This is a genomic window from Pelagibacterium luteolum, from assembly GCF_900100665.1.
GTDB lineage: Bacteria > Pseudomonadota > Alphaproteobacteria > Rhizobiales > Devosiaceae > Pelagibacterium > Pelagibacterium luteolum.
Window position 1 is genome coordinate 43,056 of the sequence record NZ_FNCS01000013.1, and the last position, 25,370, is coordinate 68,425.

The 25,370-nt window shown below is 59.2% G+C and carries 27 protein-coding genes and 1 pseudogene; 10 read left to right on the forward strand and 18 right to left on the reverse strand.

Translation table 11 applies throughout. From position 1 onward, the window contains the following. Positions 1-7: 7 nt before the first annotated feature. On the reverse strand, positions 8-1,309 hold the full coding sequence (gene sbmA / locus BLR31_RS16195; RefSeq protein ID WP_090597786.1) for a peptide antibiotic transporter SbmA: 1,302 nt from the start codon (positions 1,307-1,309) through the stop codon (positions 8-10). 401 nt (positions 1,310-1,710) lie between these two features. Between sbmA and ttcA the strand changes: the two genes are divergently transcribed. From ttcA to BLR31_RS16210, 3 genes are read left to right on the forward strand one after another with little or no spacing between them, the layout of a single operon-like run. After that, positions 1,711-2,565, forward strand: coding sequence for a tRNA 2-thiocytidine(32) synthetase TtcA (ttcA, locus tag BLR31_RS16200; RefSeq protein WP_090597869.1), 855 nt, complete (start codon positions 1,711-1,713; stop codon positions 2,563-2,565). Continuing rightward, entirely contained in the window at positions 2,565-3,377 is an 813-nt protein-coding gene (locus tag BLR31_RS16205; protein ID WP_090597788.1) for an inositol monophosphatase family protein, read from the forward strand. The genes ttcA and BLR31_RS16205 overlap by 1 nt, the downstream gene beginning before the upstream one ends. Positions 3,378-3,418: 41 nt before the next feature. Then, positions 3,419-4,120: a VIT1/CCC1 transporter family protein gene (locus BLR31_RS16210; protein WP_090597790.1), complete on the forward strand. Its 702-nt coding sequence runs from the start codon at positions 3,419-3,421 to the stop codon at positions 4,118-4,120. Here the strand turns inward: BLR31_RS16210 and BLR31_RS16215 are convergent. From BLR31_RS16215 to purC, 10 genes are all read right to left on the reverse strand, one after another. Next, positions 4,117-5,370 (reverse strand): multidrug effflux MFS transporter, encoded by a 1,254-nt coding sequence (locus BLR31_RS16215; RefSeq protein WP_090597791.1) that lies wholly within the window; start codon positions 5,368-5,370, stop codon positions 4,117-4,119. The two genes, BLR31_RS16210 and BLR31_RS16215, sit on opposite strands and share 4 nt — an antisense overlap. A 96-nt stretch (positions 5,371-5,466) precedes the next feature. Further along, positions 5,467-6,705, reverse strand: a complete 1,239-nt coding sequence (locus BLR31_RS16220; protein ID WP_090597792.1) for an MFS transporter — start codon at positions 6,703-6,705, stop codon at positions 5,467-5,469. A gap of 144 nt (positions 6,706-6,849) precedes the next feature. Continuing rightward, positions 6,850-7,185: a Grx4 family monothiol glutaredoxin gene (gene grxD, locus BLR31_RS16225; RefSeq protein WP_090597794.1), complete on the reverse strand. Its 336-nt coding sequence runs from the start codon at positions 7,183-7,185 to the stop codon at positions 6,850-6,852. A gap of 94 nt (positions 7,186-7,279) precedes the next feature. After that, on the reverse strand, positions 7,280-7,591 hold the full coding sequence (locus BLR31_RS16230; protein WP_090597796.1) for a DUF6665 family protein: 312 nt from the start codon (positions 7,589-7,591) through the stop codon (positions 7,280-7,282). A gap of 16 nt (positions 7,592-7,607) precedes the next feature. After that, complete coding sequence (locus BLR31_RS16235) at positions 7,608-7,841, reverse strand: BolA family protein (protein ID WP_090597798.1); 234 nt, start codon at positions 7,839-7,841, stop codon at positions 7,608-7,610. A 25-nt stretch (positions 7,842-7,866) separates the two neighbouring features. Beyond that, positions 7,867-10,074, reverse strand: a complete 2,208-nt coding sequence (purL, locus tag BLR31_RS16240; protein WP_090597799.1) for a phosphoribosylformylglycinamidine synthase subunit PurL — start codon at positions 10,072-10,074, stop codon at positions 7,867-7,869. Positions 10,075-10,120: 46 nt separating this feature from the next. Next, positions 10,121-10,780 (reverse strand): phosphoribosylformylglycinamidine synthase subunit PurQ, encoded by a 660-nt coding sequence (purQ, locus tag BLR31_RS16245; RefSeq protein ID WP_090597801.1) that lies wholly within the window; start codon positions 10,778-10,780, stop codon positions 10,121-10,123. Between the two features lie 176 nt (positions 10,781-10,956). After that, complete coding sequence (locus tag BLR31_RS16250) at positions 10,957-12,045, reverse strand: acyltransferase family protein (protein WP_090597803.1); 1,089 nt, start codon at positions 12,043-12,045, stop codon at positions 10,957-10,959. Positions 12,046-12,374: 329 nt separating this feature from the next. Next, entirely contained in the window at positions 12,375-12,617 is a 243-nt protein-coding gene (gene purS, locus BLR31_RS16255) for a phosphoribosylformylglycinamidine synthase subunit PurS (protein ID WP_090597805.1), read from the reverse strand. 38 nt (positions 12,618-12,655) lie between these two features. Next, on the reverse strand, positions 12,656-13,420 hold the full coding sequence (purC, locus tag BLR31_RS16260) for a phosphoribosylaminoimidazolesuccinocarboxamide synthase (RefSeq protein ID WP_090597871.1): 765 nt from the start codon (positions 13,418-13,420) through the stop codon (positions 12,656-12,658). Positions 13,421-13,651: 231 nt separating this feature from the next. On the opposite strand from purC, the gene BLR31_RS16265 reads away from it, so the two are divergent. Further along, a complete protein-coding gene (locus tag BLR31_RS16265) occupies positions 13,652-13,978 on the forward strand; it encodes a DUF1476 domain-containing protein (RefSeq protein ID WP_090597807.1) in 327 nt (108 codons plus the stop codon). 85 nt (positions 13,979-14,063) lie between these two features. On the opposite strand, the gene BLR31_RS16270 is transcribed toward BLR31_RS16265, so the two are convergent. From BLR31_RS16270 to BLR31_RS16285, 4 genes are all read right to left on the reverse strand, one after another. Next, on the reverse strand, positions 14,064-14,615 hold the full coding sequence (locus tag BLR31_RS16270) for an RBBP9/YdeN family alpha/beta hydrolase (protein WP_090597809.1): 552 nt from the start codon (positions 14,613-14,615) through the stop codon (positions 14,064-14,066). An 87-nt stretch (positions 14,616-14,702) separates the two neighbouring features. Next, a complete protein-coding gene (gene purB, locus BLR31_RS16275; protein WP_090597811.1) occupies positions 14,703-16,007 on the reverse strand; it encodes an adenylosuccinate lyase in 1,305 nt (434 codons plus the stop codon). 34 nt (positions 16,008-16,041) lie between these two features. Further along, complete coding sequence (gene rpe, locus BLR31_RS16280) at positions 16,042-16,719, reverse strand: ribulose-phosphate 3-epimerase (protein WP_090597813.1); 678 nt, start codon at positions 16,717-16,719, stop codon at positions 16,042-16,044. 79 nt (positions 16,720-16,798) lie between these two features. Continuing rightward, the gene (locus tag BLR31_RS16285; RefSeq protein ID WP_176762713.1) at positions 16,799-17,647 is read right to left on the reverse strand and encodes a DMT family transporter; all 849 of its coding nucleotides are present in this window, start codon (positions 17,645-17,647) and stop codon (positions 16,799-16,801) included. 151 nt (positions 17,648-17,798) lie between these two features. Here BLR31_RS16285 and BLR31_RS16290 point away from each other — a divergent pair, with 151 nt between their 5' ends. Then, positions 17,799-18,536: a cytochrome c biogenesis CcdA family protein gene (locus tag BLR31_RS16290; protein WP_090597815.1), complete on the forward strand. Its 738-nt coding sequence runs from the start codon at positions 17,799-17,801 to the stop codon at positions 18,534-18,536. Here BLR31_RS16290 and radC read toward each other — a convergent pair. The 3 genes from radC to sfsA are packed head-to-tail and all read right to left on the reverse strand — an operon-like array spanning position 18,533 to position 20,906. Next, on the reverse strand, positions 18,533-19,339 hold the full coding sequence (radC, locus tag BLR31_RS16295) for a RadC family protein (protein WP_090597817.1): 807 nt from the start codon (positions 19,337-19,339) through the stop codon (positions 18,533-18,535). The genes BLR31_RS16290 and radC overlap by 4 nt on opposite strands. Continuing rightward, positions 19,336-20,172 (reverse strand): type I methionyl aminopeptidase, encoded by an 837-nt coding sequence (map, locus tag BLR31_RS16300; protein WP_090597819.1) that lies wholly within the window; start codon positions 20,170-20,172, stop codon positions 19,336-19,338. The genes radC and map overlap by 4 nt, the downstream gene beginning before the upstream one ends. Before the next feature lie 32 nt (positions 20,173-20,204). Then, on the reverse strand, positions 20,205-20,906 hold the full coding sequence (gene sfsA, locus BLR31_RS16305; protein ID WP_090597821.1) for a DNA/RNA nuclease SfsA: 702 nt from the start codon (positions 20,904-20,906) through the stop codon (positions 20,205-20,207). Between the two features lie 72 nt (positions 20,907-20,978). Between sfsA and BLR31_RS16310 the strand changes: the two genes are divergently transcribed. The 5 genes and pseudogenes from BLR31_RS16310 to BLR31_RS16335 all read left to right on the forward strand — a co-directional run. Then, complete coding sequence (locus BLR31_RS16310) at positions 20,979-21,752, forward strand: competence/damage-inducible protein A (RefSeq protein WP_090597823.1); 774 nt, start codon at positions 20,979-20,981, stop codon at positions 21,750-21,752. Then, positions 21,749-22,246, forward strand: a complete 498-nt coding sequence (gene gpt, locus BLR31_RS16315; protein ID WP_090597825.1) for a xanthine phosphoribosyltransferase — start codon at positions 21,749-21,751, stop codon at positions 22,244-22,246. The genes BLR31_RS16310 and gpt overlap by 4 nt, the downstream gene beginning before the upstream one ends. Continuing rightward, positions 22,246-22,818: an ASCH domain-containing protein gene (locus BLR31_RS16320; RefSeq protein WP_090597827.1), complete on the forward strand. Its 573-nt coding sequence runs from the start codon at positions 22,246-22,248 to the stop codon at positions 22,816-22,818. Before gpt ends, BLR31_RS16320 begins: the two co-directional genes overlap by 1 nt. Before the next feature lie 236 nt (positions 22,819-23,054). After that, a complete protein-coding gene (locus tag BLR31_RS16325) occupies positions 23,055-24,245 on the forward strand; it encodes a tyrosine-type recombinase/integrase (protein WP_090597829.1) in 1,191 nt (396 codons plus the stop codon). Positions 24,246-24,716: 471 nt separating this feature from the next. Continuing rightward, positions 24,717-25,345 (forward strand): annotated as a pseudogene (locus BLR31_RS16335) (aldo/keto reductase); the annotation flags it as partial. Positions 25,346-25,370 lie beyond the last annotated feature (25 nt).

Consider the following 25,370-nt stretch of genomic DNA (forward strand, 5'->3'; position numbering starts at 1 on the left):
GTCGACCCTAGATCGTGTAGGGCGTGGGAAGTTCCTCGGTGACAGGCGGATAGTCCGCTTCGGTCTCGAGATAGCGCGGGTCGTCATAGTCGACGCCAAGCTCTTCACCGTAGGGTATATGCGCTTCGAACGTGCGCAAGCGCTTGTAGACCGAAATCAGGGAAATGATCGTGGTCCATGAATTGGCCAGGAACTGGAACGAGCTTTCGACCTGATTGAAAGCGTTCGAGACCTGCTGGAAGAGGCCGAACGTCAAAGCGCCTGCCGCGATGGTTGGCGACATGGCGATCAGCGGTACGAAGTTCGAGCCCTGCAAATAGAGATAGCGCGCCACGTTGAAGTAGAGGTAGTGCGCGTAAAGCCTGAAATAGTTGCGCTGTACCGCCTTGAAGAAGTCGCGGGTTCGCGGGGGGCTGGCGCGTTCGGCGTTGTCTTCGCCATACACCAATTCCTTACGGAACGCGGCCTCGACACGTTGGTTCTGAAATTCCAGACCTGGAAGTTTTACGCCCACCAGGCCCAGGAGCACGGTGCCAATCGCTGCAGATACCAGAGCGACCCAGACAAGGCTTCCGTTAACCGGACCGACAAGCGGCAACTCGGTAATGTTTTGCGACAGGCCCCAGAGGAGGGGAAGGAAAACCAGCAGCGTCATGACCGACCCGATCAGAGCGACGGCGAGGCCCTCGACGATGATGGCGAAGCGCTGGGTGTCTTCCTGGATACGCTGGGAAGCACCCTCAACATTGCGTAGGTGCGGCCAGTTCGACATGTAAAAGAACGTCATGGCGCGGCGCCAGCGGAAGAGGTAGTGGGCAATGAAGAACGCGTTGAGCACGAGGACCGCGATGCGGGGCAGGAGGACATACAGGACCGTCCAGAGCTCCCCATAGATCCGATCCAGCGTCACACTGCCCGGTTCGGTCAGCGCAGCCTGTATCAGATTGTAAAATTCTCCATACCAGGCGTTCATCCACGCGCCGATCTGCACGTCGAAGAATACGACTTCGACGATCGTTACGCTCCCGACCACCGACCACCAGAACCATCGGCGGTTATTGCCGATCCAGTACCAAGGGATGCAGAAGAGGTAACCAGCGACGATCACGAACTGATAGAGCCAGACCTTGTCGGCCGTCAGGAAAGGCGCTGGATTGGTTTCCGTTACCTCCTGCGCGAACCATGGTGCAAGACTGAACACCTGGGCTAGCTCGTCGCCGATGGTGAACCAGGCGAGCATGCAGAGGCCGGCCCAGATCAATGCGGCGGGAAAGAACAATCTCGGATTGGGGAAGAAGGCGCGAAACATTTAAACAGCCCCTAGATATTCGTCGGTGAGGCGCTGATAGCGCAGCGGCCCGATGCGATCTAACGTCGGCATTTTGGTGCTGACAATAGAGTTGATCAGTATTGCGCGCCCAATATGGCGCAATTGATCGAGTTTTGAGACGAATGCCTGCTTTGTGATTGAAGCGGGGGCAAGGTGGGGCTGTCATAGTGGTTTCGTACCCGGAGCGCTCAGGCCAGAGCCCCGGGCCGGATACGGGATCGTTTGTAACTCCTTGTTCCCGTTCTGCGTCACATGGCCGGGTGGTGTTTGGCAACAGGACGTCATCCGGCCCATGGCGCGGTGCCTTTTCCTTCGCGCCCTGAGCATGTATCAGGACGGTGTCGTCCGCCGTCTCCAGCGTGGGCGCGGAAGGACAGATCATGAGCATTGCCGCACCGATCGTTGAAATGGAAACCGATGAGGATTGCCCGGCGCTGTTTCGGGACGCGCCCTCGGGGGTGGAGTTCAACAAGCTGCGCAAGCGATTGATCCGGCAGGTGCGCGAAACGCTCGACATCTACGGCATGGTGCGGCCAGGCGCGAAATGGCTCGTGGCGCTCTCGGGGGGCAAGGACAGCTATGGCTTGCTTGCCGTGCTGATGGATCTGAAATGGCGCGGACTCTTGCCGGTGGAATTGCTGGCCTGCAATCTCGATCAGGGTCAGCCCAATTTTCCAAAGCACATTCTGCCCGAGTTTCTGACAAGCAACGGCATCGCGCATCGGATCGAGTATCAGGACACCTATTCGATCGTGACCGACAAGCTGCCGCAAGGCGCGACGTATTGCTCGCTGTGTTCGCGGCTGCGGCGCGGGCATCTCTATCGTATTGCGCGGGAGGAGGGGTGTTCGGCGCTGGTGCTAGGGCATCATCGCGAAGATATTCTCGAAACCTTCTTCATGAACCTCTTTCATGGTGGCAAGCTGGCGACGATGCCGCCCAAATTGCTCAACGACGAGGGCGACGTGGAAGTGCTTCGTCCGCTGGCGCTTTGCGCTGAAGGCGACCTGGCGCGATTTGCAGAGGCGCTGGATTTCCCGATCATCCCTTGCGATCTGTGCGGAAGTCAGGACGGGCTGCAGCGCAATGCGATGAAGGCGATGCTCGATGATTTCGAGCGCAAGATGCCGGGGCGCAAGGATGTGATGATCCGGGCGCTTGGGCAGATCAATCCAAGCCATATGCTCGATCCCAAGTTGTTCGATTTCGCTGCGCTGGCTGCAAAGGAGAGTTGATGAATATCGAAAGACTGACCGCCATCCTGCGCGAGGCTGCGAAGACCGAGATCATGCCGCGGTTTCGCCGGCTCGACGACGGTACGATCAAGACCAAGGCGCATGCCTATGATCTGGTGACCGAGGCCGATGTCGCTTCAGAACGGTTCATCACCAAAGCGATCAACGATGCAGCGCCGCAGATGGTGGTGATTGGTGAAGAGGCAGTGGCGGCCGATCCATCGCTGCTCGATCGGCATTTCGAGAACGAGACGGTCATTTATGTCGATCCGGTGGACGGGACGTGGAATTTTGCCGCCGGGCTTCCGCTGTTTGCGGTAATGGCGGCCGTGGTGACGCGTGGGGAAGTGGTGGCGGGCGTGATCTACGATCCGGTCGGCGATGACTGGATGATGACCGAACGCGGCTGCGGTTGCTTTCAGGTTTTTCCCGATGGACGGATGGTGCGGCAGAAGTTCGCCGACGCTGTGCCGCTGGAGGATATGGCGGGTACGGCGTCAGTGGCCTATATCGAAAAGGCCAAGCGGCCCGAAATTCTGGCCAATCTCGCCAAGATCAGCGTTCTGGGCGCCTATCGCTGTGCGGGGCACGAGTATCGACTGGGCGCGGGCGGCAATCTGCACTTCATGATGTTCAACAAGCTCACGCCATGGGATCACGCGGCGGGCTCGCTGATGATGGCGGAAGCCGGCGCTCATGTGGCGCGGTTTGATGGTAGCGCGTACAAGCCCGGCCATAAGGATGGTGGACTATTGGTGGCGCCGGATGCCGAGAGCTGGCACATGCTGCGCCGTGAGGTGTTCACAGTCTAGGTCAGATGAGCGACATTGATCTTCCTTCGAGGAGATCGAAAATGACCCGGCTGAAAATCCACACGGAATCCCATGTTATCGAGCGGATCGGGTGGCTTAGGGCCGCCGTGCTCGGGGCCAATGACGGAATCGTTTCGACCGCCAGCCTTGTGGTTGGCGTCGCCGCCGCGTCGGCGGGGCAAATGGCGGTCCTGACGGCAGGACTGGCCGGGCTCGTGGCTGGGGCGATGTCAATGGCGGCGGGCGAGTATGTCTCCGTCAGTTCGCAATCGGACACCGAGCGCGCTGATCTGGCGCGTGAGCGACGCGAGCTCGATACCCAGCCGCAAGAAGAACTCGAGGAACTGGCGGGGATATATGTCGGGCGTGGCGTGGAGCCAGCGCTGGCGCGTGCCGTCGCGCAGCAGATGATGAGCCATGACGCGCTGGGTGCTCATGCGCGGGACGAGTTGGGGATTTCCGACATATCGACGGCGCGACCGCTGCAGGCGGCTTTGACATCGGCCGCGACGTTTTCGGCTGGCGCGTTGCTACCGCTGCTGGCAGCTTTTTTTGCGCCCGAAGCCGTCACGGTGCCTGTGGTCATTACCGTGTCACTGCTGACATTGGCGGCGCTCGGGGCCATCAGCGCGCAGGCGGGTGGTGCAGGGGTTTTGCGGCCGACGCTGAGAGTAGCGTTCTGGGGCGCCGCCGCGATGGCCGCGACGGCGCTTGCCGGACTGATGTTCGGCGCTGTGGCTTAGTGAATATCGGCCGGCGGGGCATCCTGATACTCGTCGCCGACCCCGAACAGTTTGCCATTTTCGGCAATCAGGATGCAGCCGATGGCGATGACGCCAAGAACGAAATAGCCCGCGGCGATGGGAACGACGGTGCCATTGTAAAACTGTCCGATCACCGTGCCGATCAGCGCGCCACCCACCGTCTGAACGAGTCCGAAAACCGCAGAGGCGGTGCCGGCGACGTTGCCCAAGGGCTCCATCGAGAGCGAGTTGATGTTGGCCATCGACCAGCCGAACATGAACATGATGATCGCCAGAAGGCCGAAGAATAGCCATAGCGGCATGAACCCGGTCAACGAAATGAGAAACCAGACACCGCTTACCAGGGTGAAGGCTAGCATCGCCCCATGGCTCAGCCGCCGCATGCCGATTGTGCGGACCATGCGCGAGTTGGTGTAGGACGAGATCGACATCAGACCAGCCATGGCGGCAAAGGCGACGGGGAAGAGGGCGCCGAGCCCGTAGATATCGACATAAATTTGCTGGGCTGTGCTGATGAAGCCAAACAATGCGCCGAAAACGAACATGCCTGATAGGCCGTACATGAAAGCCATGCGGTTGGTGAAGACCAGCCGGAAGCCTTCGATGATGACCGTGGCAGTGAGGGCGCGGCGGTTCTCTGGTGCCAGCGTCTCGGGGAGGCGAATCATGGCCCAGACCGAGATAACAAGGCCCAGTCCGGCCATGAAAAAGAAGATGTACTCCCATGGGCCGGTCAGCAGGAGAATCTGGCCGATTGCCGGGGCGATCACCGGAATGATCATGAACACCATGAAGACCAGTGACATTACTTCGGCCATGGCGCGGCCACCGAAGCGATCGCGGACCAGCGAAGTCGCGATGACGCGCGTCCCGGCTGCGCCCATACCCTGGACGAAACGCAGGACGAGCAGCGTGGCAAAGGTGGGTGAAAATGCCGCTGCGAAGGCGGCAAGAACATAGACCACCAAGCCCACCAGGAGCGGGCCGCGGCGGCCAAACCGGTCCGAGATCGGGCCAAAGGCGATTTGTGCAGCACCAAAGCCGAGCATGTAGGCCGTGAGGACGAAGTGCCTGTCGTTCTCGTTCATTACCCCGAGCGCTTCGCCCATATAGGGCAGTGCAGGGAGCATGACGTCGATGGCGAGCGCGTTGAGCGCCATGAGGCCAGCAATCAGGGCAATGAATTCCGGCCGGGAGACATCCCGGGTGGTGGCAATGGTGGTCGTCATGGGAATACCTTGAAATGGCAAGGCCGGGATTTATGCCCCGGCCTTGTGCTTAAAACTTGAACCCATGAGGCGGGTTTGGCAACCCCTAAATCGGCTTTAGGCGATAGATGGTGCCGGAGCGACAAATGCGGGTGCCTTGACCTCGCGGATCGGGATGTGGATGGCAGCGGCGAAGAGGCCGATCAGTATGCCCAGATACCAGACGAGATCGTAAGAGCCGGTGAGATCGAAGGATACGCCGCCCAACCACACGCCGAAGAATGAACCGATCTGGTGGGAAAGGAATGCGACACCGTAAAGCATGCCCATATAGCGAGGGCCGAAGAACAGACTGACCAGACCGGCGGTGAGGGGCACTGTGGCGAGCCAAAGCATGCCAAGGGTGGCGGCATAGATGTAGGCGCTGACCTCGGTGATCGGCAGCAGTAGGAAGGCGGCGGTGCCGATGGCGCGGAGGAGGTAGATGGCCGAGAGCAGGATCTGCTTGGGGAGCCGATCGCCGAGCCAGCCGGCAAGGAGGGAGCCGGCAACGTTAAAGAGGCCGATGAGTCCGAGCGCCCAGGAGCTTGCTTCCGGTGTCAGTCCGCACTGGACCAGGAAGGCCGGGAAATGAACGGTGATGAAGGCCAGGTGGAAGCCGCAAACGAAAAACCCGATGACCAGCAGGCGATAAGAACCGTGACCCAGCGCTTTCGAGAGCGCCTGCATAAAGGGCATGTCTGCATCGCCGGGAGCACTGTTGGTCTGGCCGCGCAGCATGAAGGACAGCGGGACGACCATAAGGATGATCAACCCCAGATAGACCAGCGCCATCTGCCAGCCGAAGTTTGAAATGAACGCCTGGCCGAGCGGGGCGAATACGAACTGGCCCATGGACGACGCTGCGGTCGCAATACCGAAGACAAAGGAACGTTTGTTGGCTGGGACGGCGCGTCCGAACGCCGCCATGACGACGCCGAAGGACGCTGTGCCGATACCGATGCCCATCAGTACACCGCCCGTGAGCAAAAAGACACCCTCGTTCGGGGTGATCGACCAAAGCAGCAAGCCCGCGGCGTAGATTAAGGCGCCTACTGCAAGGGTGCGGGCCGTGCCGAACTTGTCGGCAAACCCGCCTGCGAAAGGCTGAGTTATGCCCCAGACAAGGTTCTGCACGGCGAGAGCCATGGCAAAGCCATTGCGCGACCAGCCCAAATCTTCGGTCATCGGCAACATGAAGAGGCCCGACGTCGAACGCGCGCCGAATGTCACCATGGCAATGATGCATCCAGCGATGATGATGACGGGCAGAGGCACCGGCAGGGCAGTGCGGGCGGTGGGCGTTGAGGCAGACATGATGGGGACTCGCTTATCGTCAGGTGACGATAAACCCGCAACGGGTTAGCGCAAGCAAAAGTTTGGAATACCCATCATCACGGCAATAGATGCGAAAAGCCCGCGCTGGGGGCGCGGGCTTTTGAAGACGCTGAACGTCTGGCTTCAGGCGGTCTGCTTGACCGGAATGCCGGCGTTCTCGAAATGGGTCTGAAGTTCTCCAGCCTGGAACATTTCGCGGATGATGTCGCAACCGCCGACGAACTCGCCCTTGACGTAAAGCTGCGGGATGGTCGGCCAGTTGGAGTAGTCCTTGATGCCTTGGCGAAGGTCTTCGTTTTCGAGCACGTTGGCCGAATTATACTCGACGCCGAGATAGCTCAGAATCTGGACGACCTGGCCCGAAAATCCGCATTGGGGAAAGTCGGGAGTGCCCTTCATAAACAGAAAGACGTCGTTTGACTTGACCTGGTTGTCGATGAAGGCGTTGATATCGCTCATCAAAATATCCTTTCGGCCCGAGGGATGGTGCGGGGCGGTTGATCGGTGTTTCCCGATAGATAGGGGATGATGGTGGTCATGTCGAGGCCATGCGTCAGCGGACCGCGCCCAACCCGTTGAGCACCTCGCTGGGGATGGAAAACGCAGCGATCACGTCCTGATGGCGGCGAAAGCCACAGAGTTCGCGCTGGACGAAATAGCCCCAGACAGCCTTTTGCGCTGCAGCCAGCTCTTGGGAACGGTCGGGTTTTTCGCTGGCGTTGTAGGCGGAGACCGTCAGTTGCACGCGCTTTTCGGCTGCACCAAGCGAAGAGGCGCGTTCCGCCATGATCTCGTGTTCGAGAACAGCGTGCCCGCCCTCGGGATTGACGGCCTTGATGAGGTCGAGGCTGTCTCTGAGTGTCATGGCGCGCTCGTTTGCGTCAGTCTGGCGCGGTCGTCGTGAGAGCGAGGGCGTGGAGTTCGCCGCCCATATTGCCCTTGAGCGCCTGATAGACGAGCTGGTGCTGTTGCACGCGGGATTTGCCGCGGAAGGCTTCGGATGTGACCGTTGCGGCGTAGTGATCGCCGTCGCCGGCCAGGTCTCGGATGTCAACCTTGGCATCGGGGAGTGCCTCTTTGATCAGGCTCTCGATATCGGCTGCATCCATTGGCATGTGAGGCTCCGCTTTTGTTTCGGTGTCAGGAGATTGTAGCGCCCATAAAGCCGGGAAACCACCCTTCATAGGCGTCGCGCATCTCTTTGAGGGATATGGGCCGGGCGTCACCGAGCTTCAAGGTATCGCCGCCCGTCGTCCCGATGACAATGGCAGATACGGGGGACTGAGCGATGATTTCTTCTGCGTCTTCCTGCGTGGCGGTCACAATATATCGGCCCTGATCCTCGCCGAACCATGTCGCCAAGCACTGGTCGTCGCGGGTTTCGATTTCAGCGCCAATCCCGGCAATAGCCGATTCGGCGAGGGCGAGAGCGAGCCCGCCGTCGGACAGATCATGCGCTGAATGGACTTTTTGTGCGCGGATGAGCGAGAGGACGTAAAGGCCGGCCCGTTTTTCGTGGTCCAGGTCGACCTTGGGGGCCGTGCCTTCACGACGACCGAGCACATCGCGGAGGTAGGCAGATTGGCCGAGATGGCTGCCCCATGAATCGGGCGCACCGATCAGGATGATCGCGTCACCTTCACGGGAGAACTTCGAGCGCGCCATCTTGGCGTGATCATCGATCAGGCCCACGCCGGCGATGGTGGGCGTGGGGAGGATGCCGCGTCCGTTAGTTTCGTTGTAGAGCGAGACGTTGCCGGACACGATGGGGAAATCCAGCGCAGTGCAGGCGTCACCGATGCCTTTGATGGCGTGGACGATCTGGCCCATGATTTCCGGGCGCTCGGGATTGCCGAAATTGAGGTTGTCGGTGGCGGCGAGGGGTTCCGCGCCAGTGGCGATCAGATTGCGCCAGCATTCGGCCACGGCCTGCTTACCGCCCTCATAAGGGTCGGCTTCGCAATAGCGTGGGTTGACGTCCGAGGCGAAAGAGAGCGCTTTCGTCGGGTGACCCTCGACGCGGACCACGCCGCCGTCTCCGCCAGGGGTCTGGAGCGAATTGCCCTGAATGAGCGTGTCGTATTGCTCGTAAACCCACCGGCGAGACGAGTGGTTGGCCGAGCCAAGAAGGCTAAGCAGAGCGTCGGCGATGTCGGCGTCCGGCACGGTGGAGGGGTCAAGTTCTGCGGGCGGCGTGGGGGCAACCCAGGGGCGATCGTATTCGGGCGCTTCGTCGCCGAGGTCCTTGATGGGCAGGTTGGCAACTTCGTCGCCCTGCCAGAAAACGCGGAACCGCAGATCGTCGGTCGTTTTCCCGACAGTCGCGAAGTCGAGTTCCCATTTTTCGAAGACGGCGCGGGCTTCTGCTTCCTTTTCGGGATGCAGGACCATGAGCATGCGTTCCTGGGATTCGGAAAGCATCATCTCGTAGGGTGTCATGCGCTCCTCGCGGACCGGCACCTTGTCGAGGTCGAGCTCGATGCCAAGATCGCCTTTGGCGCCCATTTCGACGGCCGAACAGGTGAGTCCGGCGGCGCCCATGTCCTGAATCGCGATCACCGCGCCGGTTTTCATCAGCTCAAGACAGGCTTCGAGGAGGCGTTTTTCGGTGAATGGATCACCGACCTGGACTGTAGGGCGTTTTTCCTCGATGTCGTCGCCGAATTCGGCAGATGCCATTGTCGCGCCCCCGACGCCGTCGCGACCCGTCTTGGCGCCGAGATATACGACGGGCAGACCGACGCCCTTGGCTTCGGAGAGGAAAATCTTGTCGGCATCGGCGAGGCCGGCAGCGAAGGCGTTGACGAGGATGTTGCCGTTATAGCGGGCGTCGAACTGGACCTCGCCGCCAACTGTGGGCACGCCGAAGGAGTTGCCATAGCCGCCGACACCGGCGACGACGCCGGAAACGAGGTGCTTGGTCTTTTCGTGATCGGGCTCGCCAAAGCGCAGGGCGTTCATCGCAGCGATCGGGCGGGCGCCCATTGTAAAGACGTCACGTAGAATGCCGCCGACGCCGGTCGCGGCGCCCTGATAGGGTTCGATGAAGCTCGGGTGGTTGTGGGATTCCATCTTGAAGACGACGGCCTGGCCATCGCCAATATCGACAACGCCGGCGTTTTCACCAGGACCCTGCAGGACGCGCGGGCCTTTGGTGGGCAGGGTCTTGAGCCATTTCTTCGAGCTCTTGTAGGAGCAGTGCTCGTTCCACATGGCCGAGAAGATACCGAGTTCGGTATAGGTCGGGGTGCGTCCGATCAGGTCGAGGATCTTTTGATACTCGTCGGGCTTGAGGCCATGGCTGGCGACGAGTTCGGGGGTGATTTCGATGTCGTTGCGGAAGGTCATAGCATGCCGATCGGAATTGGGTTCGGGCTGGATGTTCAGAACGTGGTCAGTTCAAGAGACCGGCAAAAATGCCCTTGCCATCATCGCCGCCATGGGCCGGTTCAATAAGGTTCTCCGGGTGGGGCATCATGCCCAGAACATTGCCGCGCGCATTGGTGATACCGGCAATGTTGTTGATCGAGCCGTTGGGGTTGGTATCGGCCGTGTAGCGGAAAACAACCTGATCGTTATCCTCGAGGGAGGCGACGGTATCCGCGTCGGCAAAATAGTTGCCGTCGTGATGAGCGACCGGGCAGCGGAAGACCTGTCCCTGTGCGTATCGGCGCGAAAAGGGGGTGTCGGCGTTGGCGACTTCGAGTTTTACCTCACGGCAGACGAATTTGAGCGAGGCGTTGCGCATCAAGGCGCCGGGGAGGAGGCCGGCTTCGGTCAAGATCTGAAAGCCGTTGCAGACGCCAAGAACTTTAACGCCCTTTTCGGCGCGCTCGCGGATCGTGTCCATCATTGGAGAGCGGGCGGCGATTGCGCCGCAACGCAAATAGTCGCCATAGGAAAATCCGCCGGGAATGACGATCAGATCGACATCGGGGAGTTCGGTGTCTTTGTGCCAGACGACCGCGGGCGGGGTGCCGCCGATCTTGGTCAGCGCCGCGATCATGTCGCGTTCGCGGTTGAGGCCGGGAAAGACAACGACTGCGGACTTCATCACGCTTACGTCTCGCTTCAACAAAAGGGGCTGCTGGATGGGCGCCTTTTCGGGATTTATAGCAGAGAATGCAAGGGGAAATTGCTGGGTGCGCGAATTTGTGGCGTGCCGCACCCTCTGGCCAGGAAGACAGAGGACGCGGAAGGGCACTTACACTGGCGGTGACGGATGGATGGCTACTCGGCCGGTGCCGGTGAGGGCTGTTGTTTTGTCCAGCGACTTCCTGGTGCGCGTGGAAGAATTGCCCAATCGGGACGTTCGAAGAGGAAACGACCAAATCCGACCCGACCGATGATCCAATAGACCAATACGGGGCTGACCACTGCGACGATGAGTGTCGCGAGACTGGCGATGCCGGCATCGATTCCAGGCGCGATAGTCAGCAACAGGGTGCGGAAAATGCCCATCGGGATCACGAAGCTCAAGTAGATAACGATCGAATTTGCGCCGATCCAGCGCAGCCATGCAAATCCTTTGGCGTGCGAGGCGAGGACGGCAGCGGTGCAGACGGCCAGCGCGCCTGCAATGGCCAGTGCGAAGGTCCCCCCGGGCATGGTTGCCACGCCGGTGATGATGTGGCCGTAGGCAATTTCGTGTCCCGGCGAGAAAATCAGTGCCGTGTTTGTCAGCGCCCAAAGTGCCAGGCCGAGTGCTGCAACGCGGGGACGCTCCCCGACAGCGTGGGCGAAGCGGAAGATTGCGGGCGCGAAGGCATATCCGGCGTAAAAGAAGACGAAATACTCGGCTGCGTAGTTGACGATCGAAACCGGGGTCGCGATGGGCGCGATCGATAAAGCGGCTGCGACTACAAAGACCAGCAGTTGTGGAGCGCCCAGTTCGTGCGTGATCTTTGCCAGTACGCTGAATATGGCCAATGCATAGATGAACCACAGGACAGAATAAGGTTCGTAGATCGCGCTTGCGAGCAAGGCGACCGTCATAGCTGGGTCGCGGTCAATCAGCAAATGCTTGAAGACGATAAGGATCAGGGCCCAAAGGGCATAGAAATAGAGATAGTGGACGACGCGGCGGTCTGCGAAGTGCGCCCATGGACGCGCGATGACCGCCGAGAGAAAAAGTCCCGCGATCATAAAAAATTCGGGCATGCGGAACGGTGTCGCGAAGGCGAGGACGTAGTGCATGAAACCGACACGCCCCGTCTCTTCGCCCACCCCATATGTTGCGTGCATCATCACGACAAGAATGATCGATATGCCCTTAGCCAAATCGACCCATGCGTGACGATTAGAGGTGGTGACAGACATTGCTCGTGTCCAAAAGCCCGGTTGTGTTGGGCTGGTTGTAACTCAGAGCGAGCCAACAGCTGGTTTCACGGTTTCGGGATTTTGAGAGCGTGGTTAAAAACGCGAAAAGGCCGGACGCGAGTCCGGCCCTTTCGATGGCATTTAGACCGGAGCGCTGGCCCCAGGACCTTCAGGTCAGCCGGCTACGGGCACTGTGCCGTAAGCGGCGACCATGACGCCAAGAGCGAGAAAGAACAGGGCCGAGAGGGAAATCGTCTTCAGCATTTTGGCACAACTCCATAGTGCGCTGGCGCGGGGCGGGCGCAGGCTTTTAATTTAAATGCGAGAGGTTAATCGATGATCTCTACGGCGTAGTTTTCGATCACTGTATTTGCGAGAAGCTTCTCGCACATTCTCTCAAGCTCGGCTTTGGCTGTAACGGAATCGGCGCCGGAAAGTTCCACGTCGAAAACCTTGCCCTGTCGGACGGACTGGACGCCGGCGAAGCCAAGACCTTCAAGAGAACCTTCGATAGCCTGACCCTGCGGGTCAAGGACGCCGTTTTTCAAAGTTACGATTACGCGGGCTTTCATATGTCCGTATGGCCTTTTGGATCGGTTGGCGGATCTGCTTATTGTACGAGGCGCGGGCCGGTGGTCAGCGCGTTATCGGCTTCCACGAGAATGCCCAAGCGCTGGGCGACTTCGCGGTAGGCATCGACCAGTCCGCCGAGATCTTCGCGGAAGCGGTCCTTGTCGAGCTTGTTACGGGTCTTGATGTCCCAAAGCCGGCAATTGTCGGGGGAGAGTTCGTCGGCCAGAACGATGCGCATCATGTCGCCCTCGAACAGGCGACCGCATTCGATCTTGAAATCCACGAGCTGGATGCCAACGCCCATGAACAGGCCCGTGAGGAAATCGTTGACCCGCACGGCGAGTGCCATGATGTCGTCGAGCTCCTGCGGGGTGGCCCAACCAAACGCCGTGATGTGCTCCTCAGAGACCATAGGGTCATTGAGCGCATCGTCCTTGTAATAGAATTCGATGATCGAACGGGGCAGCTGAGTGCCCGATTCGAGGCCAAGGCGCTTGCAGAGCGAGCCGGCTGCAACGTTGCGGACGACCACTTCGATCGGGATGATCTCGACTTCGCGGATCAACTGCTCGCGCATGTTGATGCGGCGCACGAAATGGGTCGGGATACCAAGCGTGTTGAGACGGGTGAAGATGAACTCGGAAATCCGGTTGTTCAGGACGCCCTTGCCATCGATAATCTCGTGCTTGGCGCCGTTACCGGCAGTGGCATCATCCTTGAAGTGCTGGATCAGCGTGCCGGGCTCGGGACCTTCGTAAAGTACCTTTGCCTTGCCTTCGTAAATCTTGCGACGACGGTTCATTTTGTCTGTCCGTGGGTTTCCGCGCGTACGGCCTGCGCGTCCAATTTGGGCGCACTCATGCGCCTTTTTGCATGGCCATTGCAAGCCCCTTGATACCGCGATTCCCCCAAGCGTTGCGCAAATACCTCGCATAACGACCGGCGACAAAGCCCAGCGGGAGCGGCTGTGTTGATTTGGCGGGTGGAACCGCCTATCTGGGTGGGAACGTTAACTCCAGCCGAGGGACAGCCCATGTCTTCATTCGACGAACGCGAACGAGCCGAGGAAGCCAAATTCGCGCATGATGCATCACTGCGGTTTCGCGCCGAAGCGCGGCGCAACAAGCATCTGGCGCATTGGGCCAGTGCGCAGCTGGGTATCGAAGGCGCCGACGCTATCGCCAACTATGTCGCCGAAGTGATTGCAGCAGATATGGTTCAGGGCGGACATGCGGACGTCGTTGCCAAGATCAAGGCAGATTTCGACGCCAAGGGAGTCGCAATGGACGAGGCGGCGATCGAAGCCAAGGTTTATGAGTTCGACGCGAAGGCCAAGGCCGAGATCATCGCCGAGTCCTGATCGTTCGGAAATCGCGCGTTAAAAAAAACCCGCATGATGTGCGGGGTTTTTTTATACCTCGGTAGAGCATCCGGGCCCTTCAGGATCAAATACGGCTCATCAGGCGCGTGAACATCAGAAGTCCCTCGGGCCAGGGGCCATGGCCCGATTCGACGTTGATATGGCCGGCGTCGCCAGCGATGTGGAAATCAGATCCCCAGCATGATGCAAACTCGGCAGCGCGCTCAATGCTGCAATAGGGGTCGTTGGACGAGGCCACCAGCATCGAGGGAAATTTCAGGGGATCGCGGGGAAGTCCGCGAAACGGTGAGGTCTCGGCCGGGACTTCGGGGTGCTCGTCAACATCTGGTGGTGCGACGAGGAAAGCGGCCCTGACCTTGGTGTCCGCCACTGTTTGGCTCGCCGCGACGATGGCATGCACCCCGAGCGAATGGCCTACGAGCACCACGGGGCGGGTCGCCATCATGATTTCACGCTCAAGGGTTTCCAGCCAACCCGCCAGTGTCGGCGCGTCCCATTCGTCCTGCTCGACGAAGTGAGCATTTCGGATCTTTTCGACCCAGCGGTGTTGCCAGTGCCCGGGGCCGGAATGGCCCAGGCCGGGGATAATGAGAATGTCGGCGTCGGCTGTTTTCATAATGCGAAGGTAAGCGCTCAAGCATCGAGATGGAAGATGTTAGCGTTGAAGATCAGGGCGCGCCGTAGTGGGGCCCTTCTAAGCTCCCTACTCGCCGAAGACGCGGCGGAAGATCGTGTCGACGTGTTTAAGATGGTAGGCGTCGTCAAAGCTTGCATCGATCTGTTCGTCGCTGAGCTTGGCGGAGACTTCGGGATCGGCTTTGAGGAAATCGGGGAATTTTCCTTCCCCGCGCCAGACCTTCATCGCATTGCGCTGCACTGCCGAGTAGCTCTCCTCGCGGCTCATGCCCGCCTGTGTTAGGGCGAGCAGGAAGCGCTGTGAATTGTGCAGGCCGCCAAGCTTGTCCATGTTGGCCTTCATGTTCTCTGGATAAACCACGAGATTGTCGATGACGTTGGTCAGGCGGGCCAGCGCGAAATCGAGGGTGACCGTTGCGTCGGGCCCGATCATGCGCTCGACCGAAGAGTGCGAGATATCGCGCTCATGCCAAAGGGCAACGTTTTCGAGGGCGGGGATGACCATGCCGCGCACGAGGCGAGCGAGGCCGGTGAGATTTTCCGTCAGCACCGGGTTCCGCTTGTGCGGCATTGCCGACGAGCCCTTCTGGCCCTTGGAGAAGAATTCTTCGGCTTCTAAAACTTCCGTGCGCTGCAGGTGACGGATTTCGGTGGCGAGGCGCTCTATGGACGAGGCGATGACGCCAAGGGTGGCGAAATACATCGCGTGGCGGTCGCGCGGGATCACTTGGGTCGAGACGGGTTCGATAGCGAGGCCCATCTGCTCGGCCACGTATTCTTCGACCGAGGGGTCGATATTTGCAAACGAGCCGACGGCGCCCGAAATAGCGCAGGTAGCGATTTCGGCTTTGGCATTTTCGAGGCGGGTGCGGCAGCGGGCAAATTCGGCATAGGCTTGAGCCAGCTTTACGCCGAAAGTGGTCGGTTCGGCATGAATGCCGTGGCTGCGGCCGATGGTGATGGTGTCTTTGTGTTCGTGAGCGCGCTTCTTGAGTGCGGCGAGGAGCGCGTCGATATCGGAGAGTAGAAGATCGGACGCGCGCGCAAGCTGGACCGAGAGTGTCGTGTCCAGAATGTCGGAGGATGTCATGCCCTGATGCACAAAGCGCGATTCGGGGCCGACGATTTCGGCAAGGTGCGTAAGGAAGGCGATAACGTCGTGCTTGACCTCGCGCTCGATCTCATCGATGCGATCGACGTCGAATTTCGCGTCCTTACCCTTGGCCCAGATTTCGTCGGCGGATGCCTGGGGGACGACGCCCAGTTTTGCCTGTGCCGTGGTGGCGTGCGCTTCGATCTCGAACCAGATCTTGAACTTGGTTTCGGGCGACCAGATGTCGACCATTTCTTTGCGGGAATAGCGCGGGATCATGGGCTTAGGGTCCGTGGTTCGAAGATTGATTCAACTAGCGCGCAGCGTTCGCGGCGTCGCGGATGGCCTTGATGCGGGGGGCATAGGTGGCCGGATCATTGCCCTTGTAAATGGCGGAGCCGGCAACGAAGACATTGGCGCCAGCTTTGGCGAGCGCCACTACGGTCTCGGCATCGACGCCGCCGTCGATCTCGATATCGATGTGGCGGTCACCAATCAGCGCCTTGACCTGCTCGACCTTGGTGATGGTTTCGGGAATGAAGGCCTGGCCACCAAAGCCGGGATTTACGCTCATGAGCAAGATGAGGTCGATGCGATCGAGAACGTGCTGGATTGCTGCAACCGGAGTCGCCGGATTGAGGACGACACCGGCTTTTTTGCCGTGCGTTTTGATGGCTTGCAGGGAACGGTCGAGGTGCGGGCCGGCTTCGGCGTGGATCGAGATGATATCGGCGCCCGCCTTTGCGAAGGCCTCTATATAGGGATCGACGGGTGCGATCATCAGGTGAACGTCGAGCGGCTTGAAGGTGACTGGGCGGATCGCCTGGACGATCAGCGGGCCAATCGTGATGTTGGGGACGAAATGGCCATCCATGACATCGACATGGATCCAATCGGCCCCACCGTCGTCCACGGCGCGGACTTCGTTGCCAAGGCGTGCGAAGTCGGCGGAGAGGATGGAGGGCGCGATTTTGAGGGGGCGGTGGGCCATGTTCGCTCCGGTCAACCGGTGAAGATGGCGCTACTTAGTATGGGTTAGTGCAAAATCCCAGCCCCCAAAGGTCTTATCCTCAGCGCTTGCGGCGCTCTGCTATGAAAAGGGCGAGCGCGACGCCCCCTAGAATGCCGATGGATGCGATGCCGAAGCGCATCGTGATCGGCTCGGACAAAAACAAGATGCCGCCTGCTGCGGCGATGGCTGGGACGGTCAGTTGCACCGTCGAAGCGGTGATCCGGGTGAGGTTGGGTAGCGCGAGGTACCAGACGGCGTACCCAAGCCCTGAAGCAATAGCGCCCGACAGGACGGCGTAAAGCATGCCTTCCGCCGAGGGAGCCATCGTGAAGAGACCAATCATAATCAGGACGATCGCCGCAGGAAGGCATCGAATGAAATTGCCTGCTGTGTCGGCAAGAGGGGATGTGGAGCCACGACCGATCATCGAATAGGCGGCCCAAGAGGCGCCTGATGCGACCATCAGAAGGGCGCCGATTGGATGGGGTGCCGAAAGGCCGGGCGAAACCAGGTAGGCAAGGGACGCAACGGCAATCGCGATGCCGACCCATTCGAGAAGTTGGGGGCGGTCGCCTTTAAGCACCGCCCATCCGAGCATGCTCATTTGCACGCTGGCAAAGAGGATGAGCGCGCCCATTCCCGCGCCGAGCATCAAATAAGCAATGGAGAACGCGATGGCATAGGCAAAGAGCGCTGCGGCTCCAGACCAGCTTCCGGCGATGCGCGGAATGGTGGAGGCGCGCTGCGTGATTGCGATGATTGCAAAAAGCAGGACGGCTCCTGCCGCCAACCGCAAACCTGTGTAGCCCGCTGCGTCGATTGTGCCTGAAGCAAGGGCCAAACGCGCCAGCACCGAATTGGCGGCAAAAGCCATCATGGCGATGGCCGTCAGTATGACGATGCGCATGCGAATCTCCCCCTCATGCATCAACCATACGGGGCATCGCGCCGGTCGGCTATTGTCCGCCAACAATCACATCGGTGCGATGCGACCGGGCTACGCATTGCGTATTTGAGCCCAGCGGATAGAACTGCCGCGAAAATTGGCGGGAGCGCGCATGTTCGGATTCGAATTGCCAGTGGTATTTGGGGCGGGGGTTTTGAGTTTTCTCAGCCCATGCGTTTTGCCGCTGGTGCCCGCTTATCTCACCTACATGTCCGGCGCGACGTTCGAGCGGCTGCGCGAAGAGGGGGTGGCGGGCGGCAAGCTCTATGGCCGAACTGCTATCACCGCACTGGCGTTCGTGCTCGGATTTTCGCTGATCTTTATCGCTTTTGGTGCCACGGCAACGATGTTCGGCCAGGTCCTCCGTCGCGCGTTGCCGGTGCTGATGCCGTTGGCCGGCGTCGTCATCATCGCGATGGGGTTACATTTCCTGGGCGTGTTCAGGATTTCCTGGCTCTACCGCCAGTTCAAGCTCGAAGGGCCGCGTATAGCCAGCGGACCGCTGGGCGGGTTTTTACTGGGGCTCGCTTTCGCAATTGGTTGGACGCCATGCATTGGACCGGTGCTGGCGGCGATCCTTGTCGTGTCGGCGAACCAGACGACGGCCTGGGAGGGGGCGGCGCTATTGGCGGTCTACTCAGCCGGGCTCGGCGTGCCGTTCCTCTTGGCCGCCTTGGCGCTGGGGCCCTTCTTGTCGTTTTTCGACGGATTTAAGAAGCACCTCGGAACCGTCGAAAAAGTCATGGGCGCCGTGCTTGTGGTGGTCGGGATATTGTTCCTTACAGGCAATTTTACCCGCTTGGCCTTCTGGATGCAGTCGAACTTCGAAGTGCTGAACCAGTTCGGCTAAAACAGCTTCATGCCGCGCAGCGAGGTGTGGGTCGATTTGCCGACGATAATATGGTCGTGCACGGTGATGCCGAGCGGCTTTGCGATGTCGACGATCTGACGCGTCATCTGGACATCGGCGGAGGATGGTGCCGGGTCGCCCGAGGGATGGTTGTGCACGAGGATTAAGGCGGTCGCCGAAAGCTCGAGCGTGCGCTTTATGACTTCGCGCGGATAGACCGGGGTATGGTCGACCGTACCAGTTTGCTGCACCTCGTCGGCAATGACCTTGTTCTTTTTGTCCAGGAAGATGATGCGGAACTGTTCGACCGTCTCATAGGACATCGAGGATTTGCAGTAGTCGATGACCTCACTCCAGGAATTGAGCACAGGCTTTTTATGTATGGCATCCTTGCCGATACGCTGAGTAGAGGCGAGGATCACCTTGAGTGACGTGATTGTCGTTGGCCCCAGTCCGTCGATTTCCTTGAGCAGATGAGGTGGAGCGCCCAACGCTTCGGAAAAGCTGCCGAAGCGCTTCATCATCGCCTTGGCGATGCCTTTTGTGTCCTTGCGCGGGATGATCGCGAACAAGAGCAGCTCGAGCAGTTCGTAGTCCTGGAGCGCTGAGGGACCGGCTGTGTTAAAGCGCTCACGCAAACGATCGCGATGGCCGTCGTGATCGTTTTCGGCTTTAGGCTTTTTCGGCGGTGTCGCGCTGTCGGCTTGGTCGTCGGGGAGGAGATCGGGCAGGCGGGACGCTACGGCTCGGGCTTGCGTTTCAGCCCATCCCAAATTTTCGTCTTCGCCTTGATCCGAACTCATGCGCTTTGACGAGCCTCGAGGGGATTGAACAGTCCGCGCGGTGAGGCGGTGAAAATCTCGTTGCCGGTCTCGGTGATGCCGATCGAATGCTCGCACTGGGCGGAGAGGGTTCGATCCCGCGTCACGGCGGTCCAGCCGTCGTTCAAAATCTTGACCTGTGGGCGGCCCAGATTGATCATGGGTTCGATTGTGAAAATCATGCCGGGCTTGATCTCGACACCAGTGCCGGGATTGCCGAAATGCATGATGTTGGGCTCGTCGTGGAAGAGGCGCCCGACGCCATGGCCTACGAAATCGCGGACTACCGACGCCCGTTCGCCTTCGGCATAACGCTGGATGGCGGCGCCGATATCGCCTGTGGTGTTGCCAGCCTTGGCGGCTTCGATGCCGAGCCGAAGGCTTTCGTAGGTGATTTCGATCAGCCGTTCTGCCTTGCGGGAAATCTCACCCACCGGGTACATGCGGCTCGAATCACCGTACCAGCCATCAACGATCAGGGTAACGTCGATGTTGACGATATCGCCTTCGCGTAACGGCTTGTCGGACGGCCTGCCGTGGCAGACGACGTGGTTTATCGACGTGCAGGTGGAATAGCGGTAGCCGCGATAGTTGAGTGTGGCGGGAATCGCATTGTTGTCGCGGGCGAACTCGTAAACAAATCTGTCCAGCGTTGCTGTGGAGACGCCGGGTTCGATCATTGGTACCAGAAGATCGAGCACTTCTGCCGTAATTGCGCCGGCCTTGCGCATGCCGGCAAAACCGTCTTCGCCATGTAGCGGAATAACGCCTTGCATACGCTTTTTCTTGGCGGTGGCTTCGACGTAGGTGGTCATGGAGGTCTCCTGTTGGAGCAAAGGTAGTCGGCTCAATGCCCGATGGGAAGGGGCCTGCCGAGTTCTATAGAGGTCGGCGTGATCACAGTCGCGTAGCATAGGGCTTCAACGCCAGCATTGCGCGCAGTGTCGAATGCCGCTGCGTATGCCGGGTCGATGTCGGCGGCCAAGCTGAACTCGGTGCAGTCGGCGCGCTGGACGAGGTAGAGCATGGCGGCGCGGTGGCCGGCGGCGACCATGGCGGACAGGTCATTGAGGTGGCGTGCACCGCGGGTGGTCACGGAATCGGGGAATTCCGCATGCCCGGCCCGTCGTACTAGATGGACGTTCTTGACCTCGACATAGCAATCGGGGCGCCCCTCGGCGCTTAGCAGAAAATCGACACGGCTCTTTTCTGCATATTTGACTTCGGGACGGACGCAATCATAAGCGGCCAGCTCTGGAATTTGCCGTGCCCGTAGCGCTTCCGCGACGATGCGGTTGGGGTGGGCGGTGTTGATGCCAACAATCCCTGTCGGCAATTCCACCAGTTCGAGCGAATAGGCCAGCTTGCGTTTCGGATCGTCCGACTTCGAGACCCATACGGGAAGGCCGGGCATGTTGAGCCCCGTCATTGCACCCGGATTGGCACAGTGCGCTGTGATCGCCTCGCCTGTTTCCAGAATGATGTCAGAAAGAAAGCGCTTGTAGCGCCGAACAAGCGTGCCGCGGACGAGTATTGAGGGGAAGTGCATATCTTGGCGAATTGCTTGATTTTTAGGGGCAGGACAGGCATGCAATGCGCTTCCTTTTACGCAAAGTGCGCCATGAAGCAAACCGTTGTCACTGCAGGGCTGGTCGTTATCGGGGATGAGATCCTCTCCGGCAGGACGCGCGACATCAACATTCAGACCACGGCGCAGTTCTGCACCGATCTGGGGATCGAGCTGGCCGAAGTCCGGATCGTGTCGGACGATATCGATGCGATCGTCGATGCGGTCAATGCCGTGAGGGCGCGCTACACATATGTGTTCACGACCGGCGGTATCGGACCGACCCATGACGACATAACGGCCGATGCGATAGCCAAGGCTTTCGGGGTAGGATTGCCAATTCACCCTGAGGCCAGAGCGATGCTCGAGGCGCGCTGGGCGGAAACGGGCAACGAGGCCACGCCGGCGCGGCTTCGCATGGCCCGTATTCCCGATGGCGCCGAGCTGATCGTAAACGCGGTGTCGGCGGCGCCGGGTTTCAAGATCGGCAATGTCCATGTGATGGCGGGTGTCCCTAAGATCATGGCGGCGATGCTCGAAGCCGTTGCGCCGACGCTCCAAGGCGGGAGAAAGGTCGAGAGCCGTACGGTGAGTGCGGGCGTGGGCGAGGGCGCAGTCGGCGATCCGCTGGGCGAGATCCAGAGCCGGTACCCGGACGTCAAAATCGGCTCATATCCACAGATGGGCAACACGCAGATCATGACCTATCTGGTCATGCGCAGCCACGATATCGACCTGCTCGAACGCGCCACAGGTGAAGTTCAGTCGCTGGTCGACCGACTCCATGCTGAAAAGAACATCGTTCTCCCCAAGGAAGCTTCCGTATGAACCAGCCTCAGAACAAATCCTTTCCCGTTTCCTGGGATCAGTTCCATCGCGATTCCCGGGCATTGGCCTGGCGCCTTACAAGTCAGGGGCCATTTACGGCCATCGTCGCGATTACGCGTGGCGGGCTGGTGCCTGCAGCGATCATCGCCCGCGAACTTAACATCCGGGTCATCGAAAGCGTTTCGGTCAAATCCTACGATCACCAGAATCAGGGCAAGATCACGGTGCTGAAGTCGGTCAACTCCGACCTTCTGGCCGCTGACGCTTCCGGACAGAAACTTTTGATCATCGATGATCTCGTCGATACGGGCGCGACGGCACGGGCCGTGCGGGACATGCTGCCGAACGCCCATTTTGCGACCGTTTATGCCAAGCCGCAGGGCCGCGAACTGGTGGATACCTTCATTACCGAGGTGAGCCAGGATACGTGGATTTTCTTCCCTTGGGATCTGGACTTCACCTATGCAGCGCCCATCGCCGGTGGCACAGACTGATGCTGATCAAGCTCGAGGTTCTCGAGAAGATCAAATCTGGTGAGATAACGCTGCAGTACCGCCGTTGGCAGCGCCGGACGGTTAAGTCGGGGGGAACGCTCAAGACACGCCTGGGCGTTCTGCAGATCGGCGAGATCACGCCGGTTGCCGCAAACGCGGTAACCAACGCCGATGCACGCCGCGCGGGGTTTGCTGATACAGCAGAGTTTCTGGCTTGGCTCGATACCATGAAGCCTGGCGATCTTGACCGGATTGAAGTCAGCTACAAGGGTGAGGATCCGCGCGAGGCCCTTGGCGGCGATACACAACTCGGCGATGACATGGTGAAGCATCTCAAAGTCGAGCTTTTAAAGATCGACCGTCCTGTAGGGACAGGTTGGAGTGTCAAAGTGCTGCGGCTGATCGCCGAGCAGGAGGGCGTTGCCGCGTCGGTTCTGGCCGACGCCCTAGGGCAGGAAAAATCGGCCTTCAAGTCACGGGCTCGGGAATTGGTGGCGCTGGGGCTCTTGATTAGTGGTGACATCGGCTACCGGCTCTCGCCGCGTGGTAGCGCTCTGTTGGCTAAAGTCTGATCCTACTTGCACTTTGGCTTTTGCCCTGCAATGACGAGCCTGATTACACTGCGGGCGTGGTGGAATCGGTAGACACACAAGACTTAAAAGCGCCTAGGGCAGACTTTTGTTGTCAAAATTTTACATAGATTTCATATAGTTACGGACGCACCGCTCTTCAAAGCGCGGGTAAAAAGTCTTACACATTCCCTACACAGTTTCACTTTTGCGACACACCAACGCAGGGGGAAGTGGGTATGGGAAAAAGTCACGCCCTGATGGGCGGAAAACTCCATGTCTATAGACGGGAGAACTCGAGCCACTGGCAGTGCTCGGCGTCTTTAGCTGGCAAGAACCACCGCGTTTCGACCAAGCGCTCAAAGCTTCATGAAGCGATCGACTGGGCAGAAGAATGGTATCTTGAGCTGCGGGGCAAATCGCGGCGCGGAGAGGTGCTGTCGGGCCGGAAATTTAAAGCGGCTGCCGATCAGTTCATCCGTGAATACGAGGTGATCACCGAAGGCCAGCGAAACCCCCAATATGTCGAGAGCCACAAGATGCGCGTAAACGTGCATCTCTTGCCGTTTTTTGGCGAACGCTATCTTGGAGAAATCACGCCTGGACTGGTTCAGGAGTATCGTATCCATCGGCGCAACGTCTCGATGCAAAAATGGGGTCGACCGGCGGCGCGCACCACAATGCACCACGAGATGGTGACGCTACGCCAGATATTGAAGACGGCCGTACGTCATGGATGGCTTGATTATCTTCCTGATCTTTCCGAGCCGTACCGCTCCAATGGAAAAGTCACCCATCGCGCGTGGTTTACGCCGGAAGAATACAAAAGGCTTTACGAGGCCACCAGGCGTCGCGCCAAAGCGCCGAAAAAGAAGCGCTTTGCTTGGGAAAGCGAGCAGCTCCACGACTACGTGTTGTTTATGGCCAATACCGGATTGCGGCCTGATGAAGCCAACAGGCTCGAGTACCGCGATGTCGAAATTGTCCATGACGAGGCTACCGATCAGCGCATCTTGCTGATCACGGTTCGCGGCAAGCGGGGCGTGGGTTTTTGCAAGAGTACGAGCGGAGCGGTTCTGCCCTTCCAGCGCTTGAAGAAGCGCAACGCTCCCAGCTCGGACGAGCTGGTCTTTCCTTCGCGGGGGCACCGCGAGATGTTCAATAATATTTTGGCCGAAGAGGGCCTGAAATTCGATCGCGAGGGGTTACGCCGCACGGCGTACAGCTTGCGTCACACTTATATATGTCTGCGCCTTATGGAGGGCGCTGACATATATCAGATTGCCAAGAACTGCCGCACCAGCGTCGAGATGATCGAAAAATACTATGCCGCACACATCGCCAACAGTCTGGACGCGGCAGCGATCAACGTGCGGCGCCCTAAGCCAGCGAAAAAACGGGTTCAAGACATTAGGGCACAGGAGGGCTAAGCCTGAGCTCCGCATCGAGTTGCCGGTGATCGTGCCGCTCGACTGCCGAGGGCAGGTTCTCACGAGTACGGTTTAAGCCTTTGCGCAGCAACCTTTTATTGGCATTTGGAAATCTGCACGCTATAGATGCCGGGCTCAAATGTGCGGGCGTGGCGGAATGGTAGACGCAACGGACTTAAGGCTTGAGTGCACCAGGGGAAACCCTGGATGTAGAACTGCTCAAATTCGGGGAAACCTTTAAAATGGCAATCCCGAGCCAAGCCACCTGAAAAAGTGGAAGGTGTAGAGACTAGACGGGCAGCGCCTAAGGCCAAAGCTAAGGCGAAGGGATAGTCCAGACCACAAACGCTACGCGCGGCGGCGAAAGCCGTAGTCGGTATGAAAATCCGTAGGGGGTATCCCCGTGGGGGTTCGAGTCCCCCCGCCCGCACCATTACTTTTCTGGCAATGAGATGTCTCTTAACATCTTGGCTCGGCACTGACTACATCGACCTTTATCAAATCCATGTCAGTGGTTTATCGGACCAAGAGGCTGACGCAGCCGCAGAAGCCTTGGAGAGGCTTGCTGAGACTGGCCGTATTCGGCCTGGGGCTGGAGTACCGATGATGCGCAAAAGGCAGGTCGGATGGTCCAGTATCCTCACTTCACTGCCGTTCAGCAGGAGCTAAGTGTGTTTTGGGATGGGCCCGAAGTGCTCGACCTATGTGCCAAGGATAATCTTGCCAGCCTCAATCGCTCGCCTTTGGCCATGGGCATGCTGACCGGCAAGTTCACCAATGGTTCTCACCTACCCGATACGGATGTCCGGGGTGCCGGGCACAGCTGGGTCCGCTTCTTCGAAATTGGCAAGCCGCGTCCAGAGATGCTTGCTAGAGTTGCAACTATTCGGGATCTGCTGACCAGTGATGGCCGAACTCCGGCACAAGGAGCACTCGGTTGGCTGTTGGCCAGATCGCCGTTTACATTGCCCATTCCAGGGTTCAAGTCTGAAGCTCAGGTTCGTGACAATCTCGGCGCTCTGCAGTTCGGCCCGTTGTCTCAACATGTGGTTCAGGAGATCGAAGAATTGCTGGTTGAAAGCGACACGATGCTTCCATGATTGAACCGATAATCTTGCAGAAGTG

Bases quoted from the DNA above. Each gene is read 5' to 3' on its own strand.
- sbmA (WP_090597786.1), bottom strand. From the start codon at position 1,309: ATGTTTCGCGCCTTCTTCCCCAATCCGAGATTGTTCTTTCCCGCCGCA.
- ttcA (WP_090597869.1), top strand. From the start codon at position 1,711: ATGAGCATTGCCGCACCGATCGTTGAAATGGAAACCGATGAGGATTGC.
- BLR31_RS16205 (WP_090597788.1), top strand. From the start codon at position 2,565: ATGAATATCGAAAGACTGACCGCCATCCTGCGCGAGGCTGCGAAGACC.
- BLR31_RS16210 (WP_090597790.1), top strand. From the start codon at position 3,419: ATGACCCGGCTGAAAATCCACACGGAATCCCATGTTATCGAGCGGATC.
- BLR31_RS16215 (WP_090597791.1), bottom strand. From the start codon at position 5,370: ATGACGACCACCATTGCCACCACCCGGGATGTCTCCCGGCCGGAATTC.
- BLR31_RS16220 (WP_090597792.1), bottom strand. From the start codon at position 6,705: ATGTCTGCCTCAACGCCCACCGCCCGCACTGCCCTGCCGGTGCCTCTG.
- grxD (WP_090597794.1), bottom strand. From the start codon at position 7,185: ATGAGCGATATCAACGCCTTCATCGACAACCAGGTCAAGTCAAACGAC.
- BLR31_RS16230 (WP_090597796.1), bottom strand. From the start codon at position 7,591: ATGACACTCAGAGACAGCCTCGACCTCATCAAGGCCGTCAATCCCGAG.
- BLR31_RS16235 (WP_090597798.1), bottom strand. From the start codon at position 7,841: ATGCCAATGGATGCAGCCGATATCGAGAGCCTGATCAAAGAGGCACTC.
- purL (WP_090597799.1), bottom strand. From the start codon at position 10,074: ATGACCTTCCGCAACGACATCGAAATCACCCCCGAACTCGTCGCCAGC.
- purQ (WP_090597801.1), bottom strand. From the start codon at position 10,780: ATGAAGTCCGCAGTCGTTGTCTTTCCCGGCCTCAACCGCGAACGCGAC.
- BLR31_RS16250 (WP_090597803.1), bottom strand. From the start codon at position 12,045: ATGTCTGTCACCACCTCTAATCGTCACGCATGGGTCGATTTGGCTAAG.
- purS (WP_090597805.1), bottom strand. From the start codon at position 12,617: ATGAAAGCCCGCGTAATCGTAACTTTGAAAAACGGCGTCCTTGACCCG.
- purC (WP_090597871.1), bottom strand. From the start codon at position 13,420: ATGAACCGTCGTCGCAAGATTTACGAAGGCAAGGCAAAGGTACTTTAC.
- BLR31_RS16265 (WP_090597807.1), top strand. From the start codon at position 13,652: ATGTCTTCATTCGACGAACGCGAACGAGCCGAGGAAGCCAAATTCGCG.
- BLR31_RS16270 (WP_090597809.1), bottom strand. From the start codon at position 14,615: ATGAAAACAGCCGACGCCGACATTCTCATTATCCCCGGCCTGGGCCAT.
- purB (WP_090597811.1), bottom strand. From the start codon at position 16,007: ATGATCCCGCGCTATTCCCGCAAAGAAATGGTCGACATCTGGTCGCCC.
- rpe (WP_090597813.1), bottom strand. From the start codon at position 16,719: ATGGCCCACCGCCCCCTCAAAATCGCGCCCTCCATCCTCTCCGCCGAC.
- BLR31_RS16285 (WP_176762713.1), bottom strand. From the start codon at position 17,647: ATGCGCATCGTCATACTGACGGCCATCGCCATGATGGCTTTTGCCGCC.
- BLR31_RS16290 (WP_090597815.1), top strand. From the start codon at position 17,799: ATGTTCGGATTCGAATTGCCAGTGGTATTTGGGGCGGGGGTTTTGAGT.
- radC (WP_090597817.1), bottom strand. From the start codon at position 19,339: ATGAGTTCGGATCAAGGCGAAGACGAAAATTTGGGATGGGCTGAAACG.
- map (WP_090597819.1), bottom strand. From the start codon at position 20,172: ATGACCACCTACGTCGAAGCCACCGCCAAGAAAAAGCGTATGCAAGGC.
- sfsA (WP_090597821.1), bottom strand. From the start codon at position 20,906: ATGCACTTCCCCTCAATACTCGTCCGCGGCACGCTTGTTCGGCGCTAC.
- BLR31_RS16310 (WP_090597823.1), top strand. From the start codon at position 20,979: ATGAAGCAAACCGTTGTCACTGCAGGGCTGGTCGTTATCGGGGATGAG.
- gpt (WP_090597825.1), top strand. From the start codon at position 21,749: ATGAACCAGCCTCAGAACAAATCCTTTCCCGTTTCCTGGGATCAGTTC.
- BLR31_RS16320 (WP_090597827.1), top strand. From the start codon at position 22,246: ATGCTGATCAAGCTCGAGGTTCTCGAGAAGATCAAATCTGGTGAGATA.
- BLR31_RS16325 (WP_090597829.1), top strand. From the start codon at position 23,055: ATGGGAAAAAGTCACGCCCTGATGGGCGGAAAACTCCATGTCTATAGA.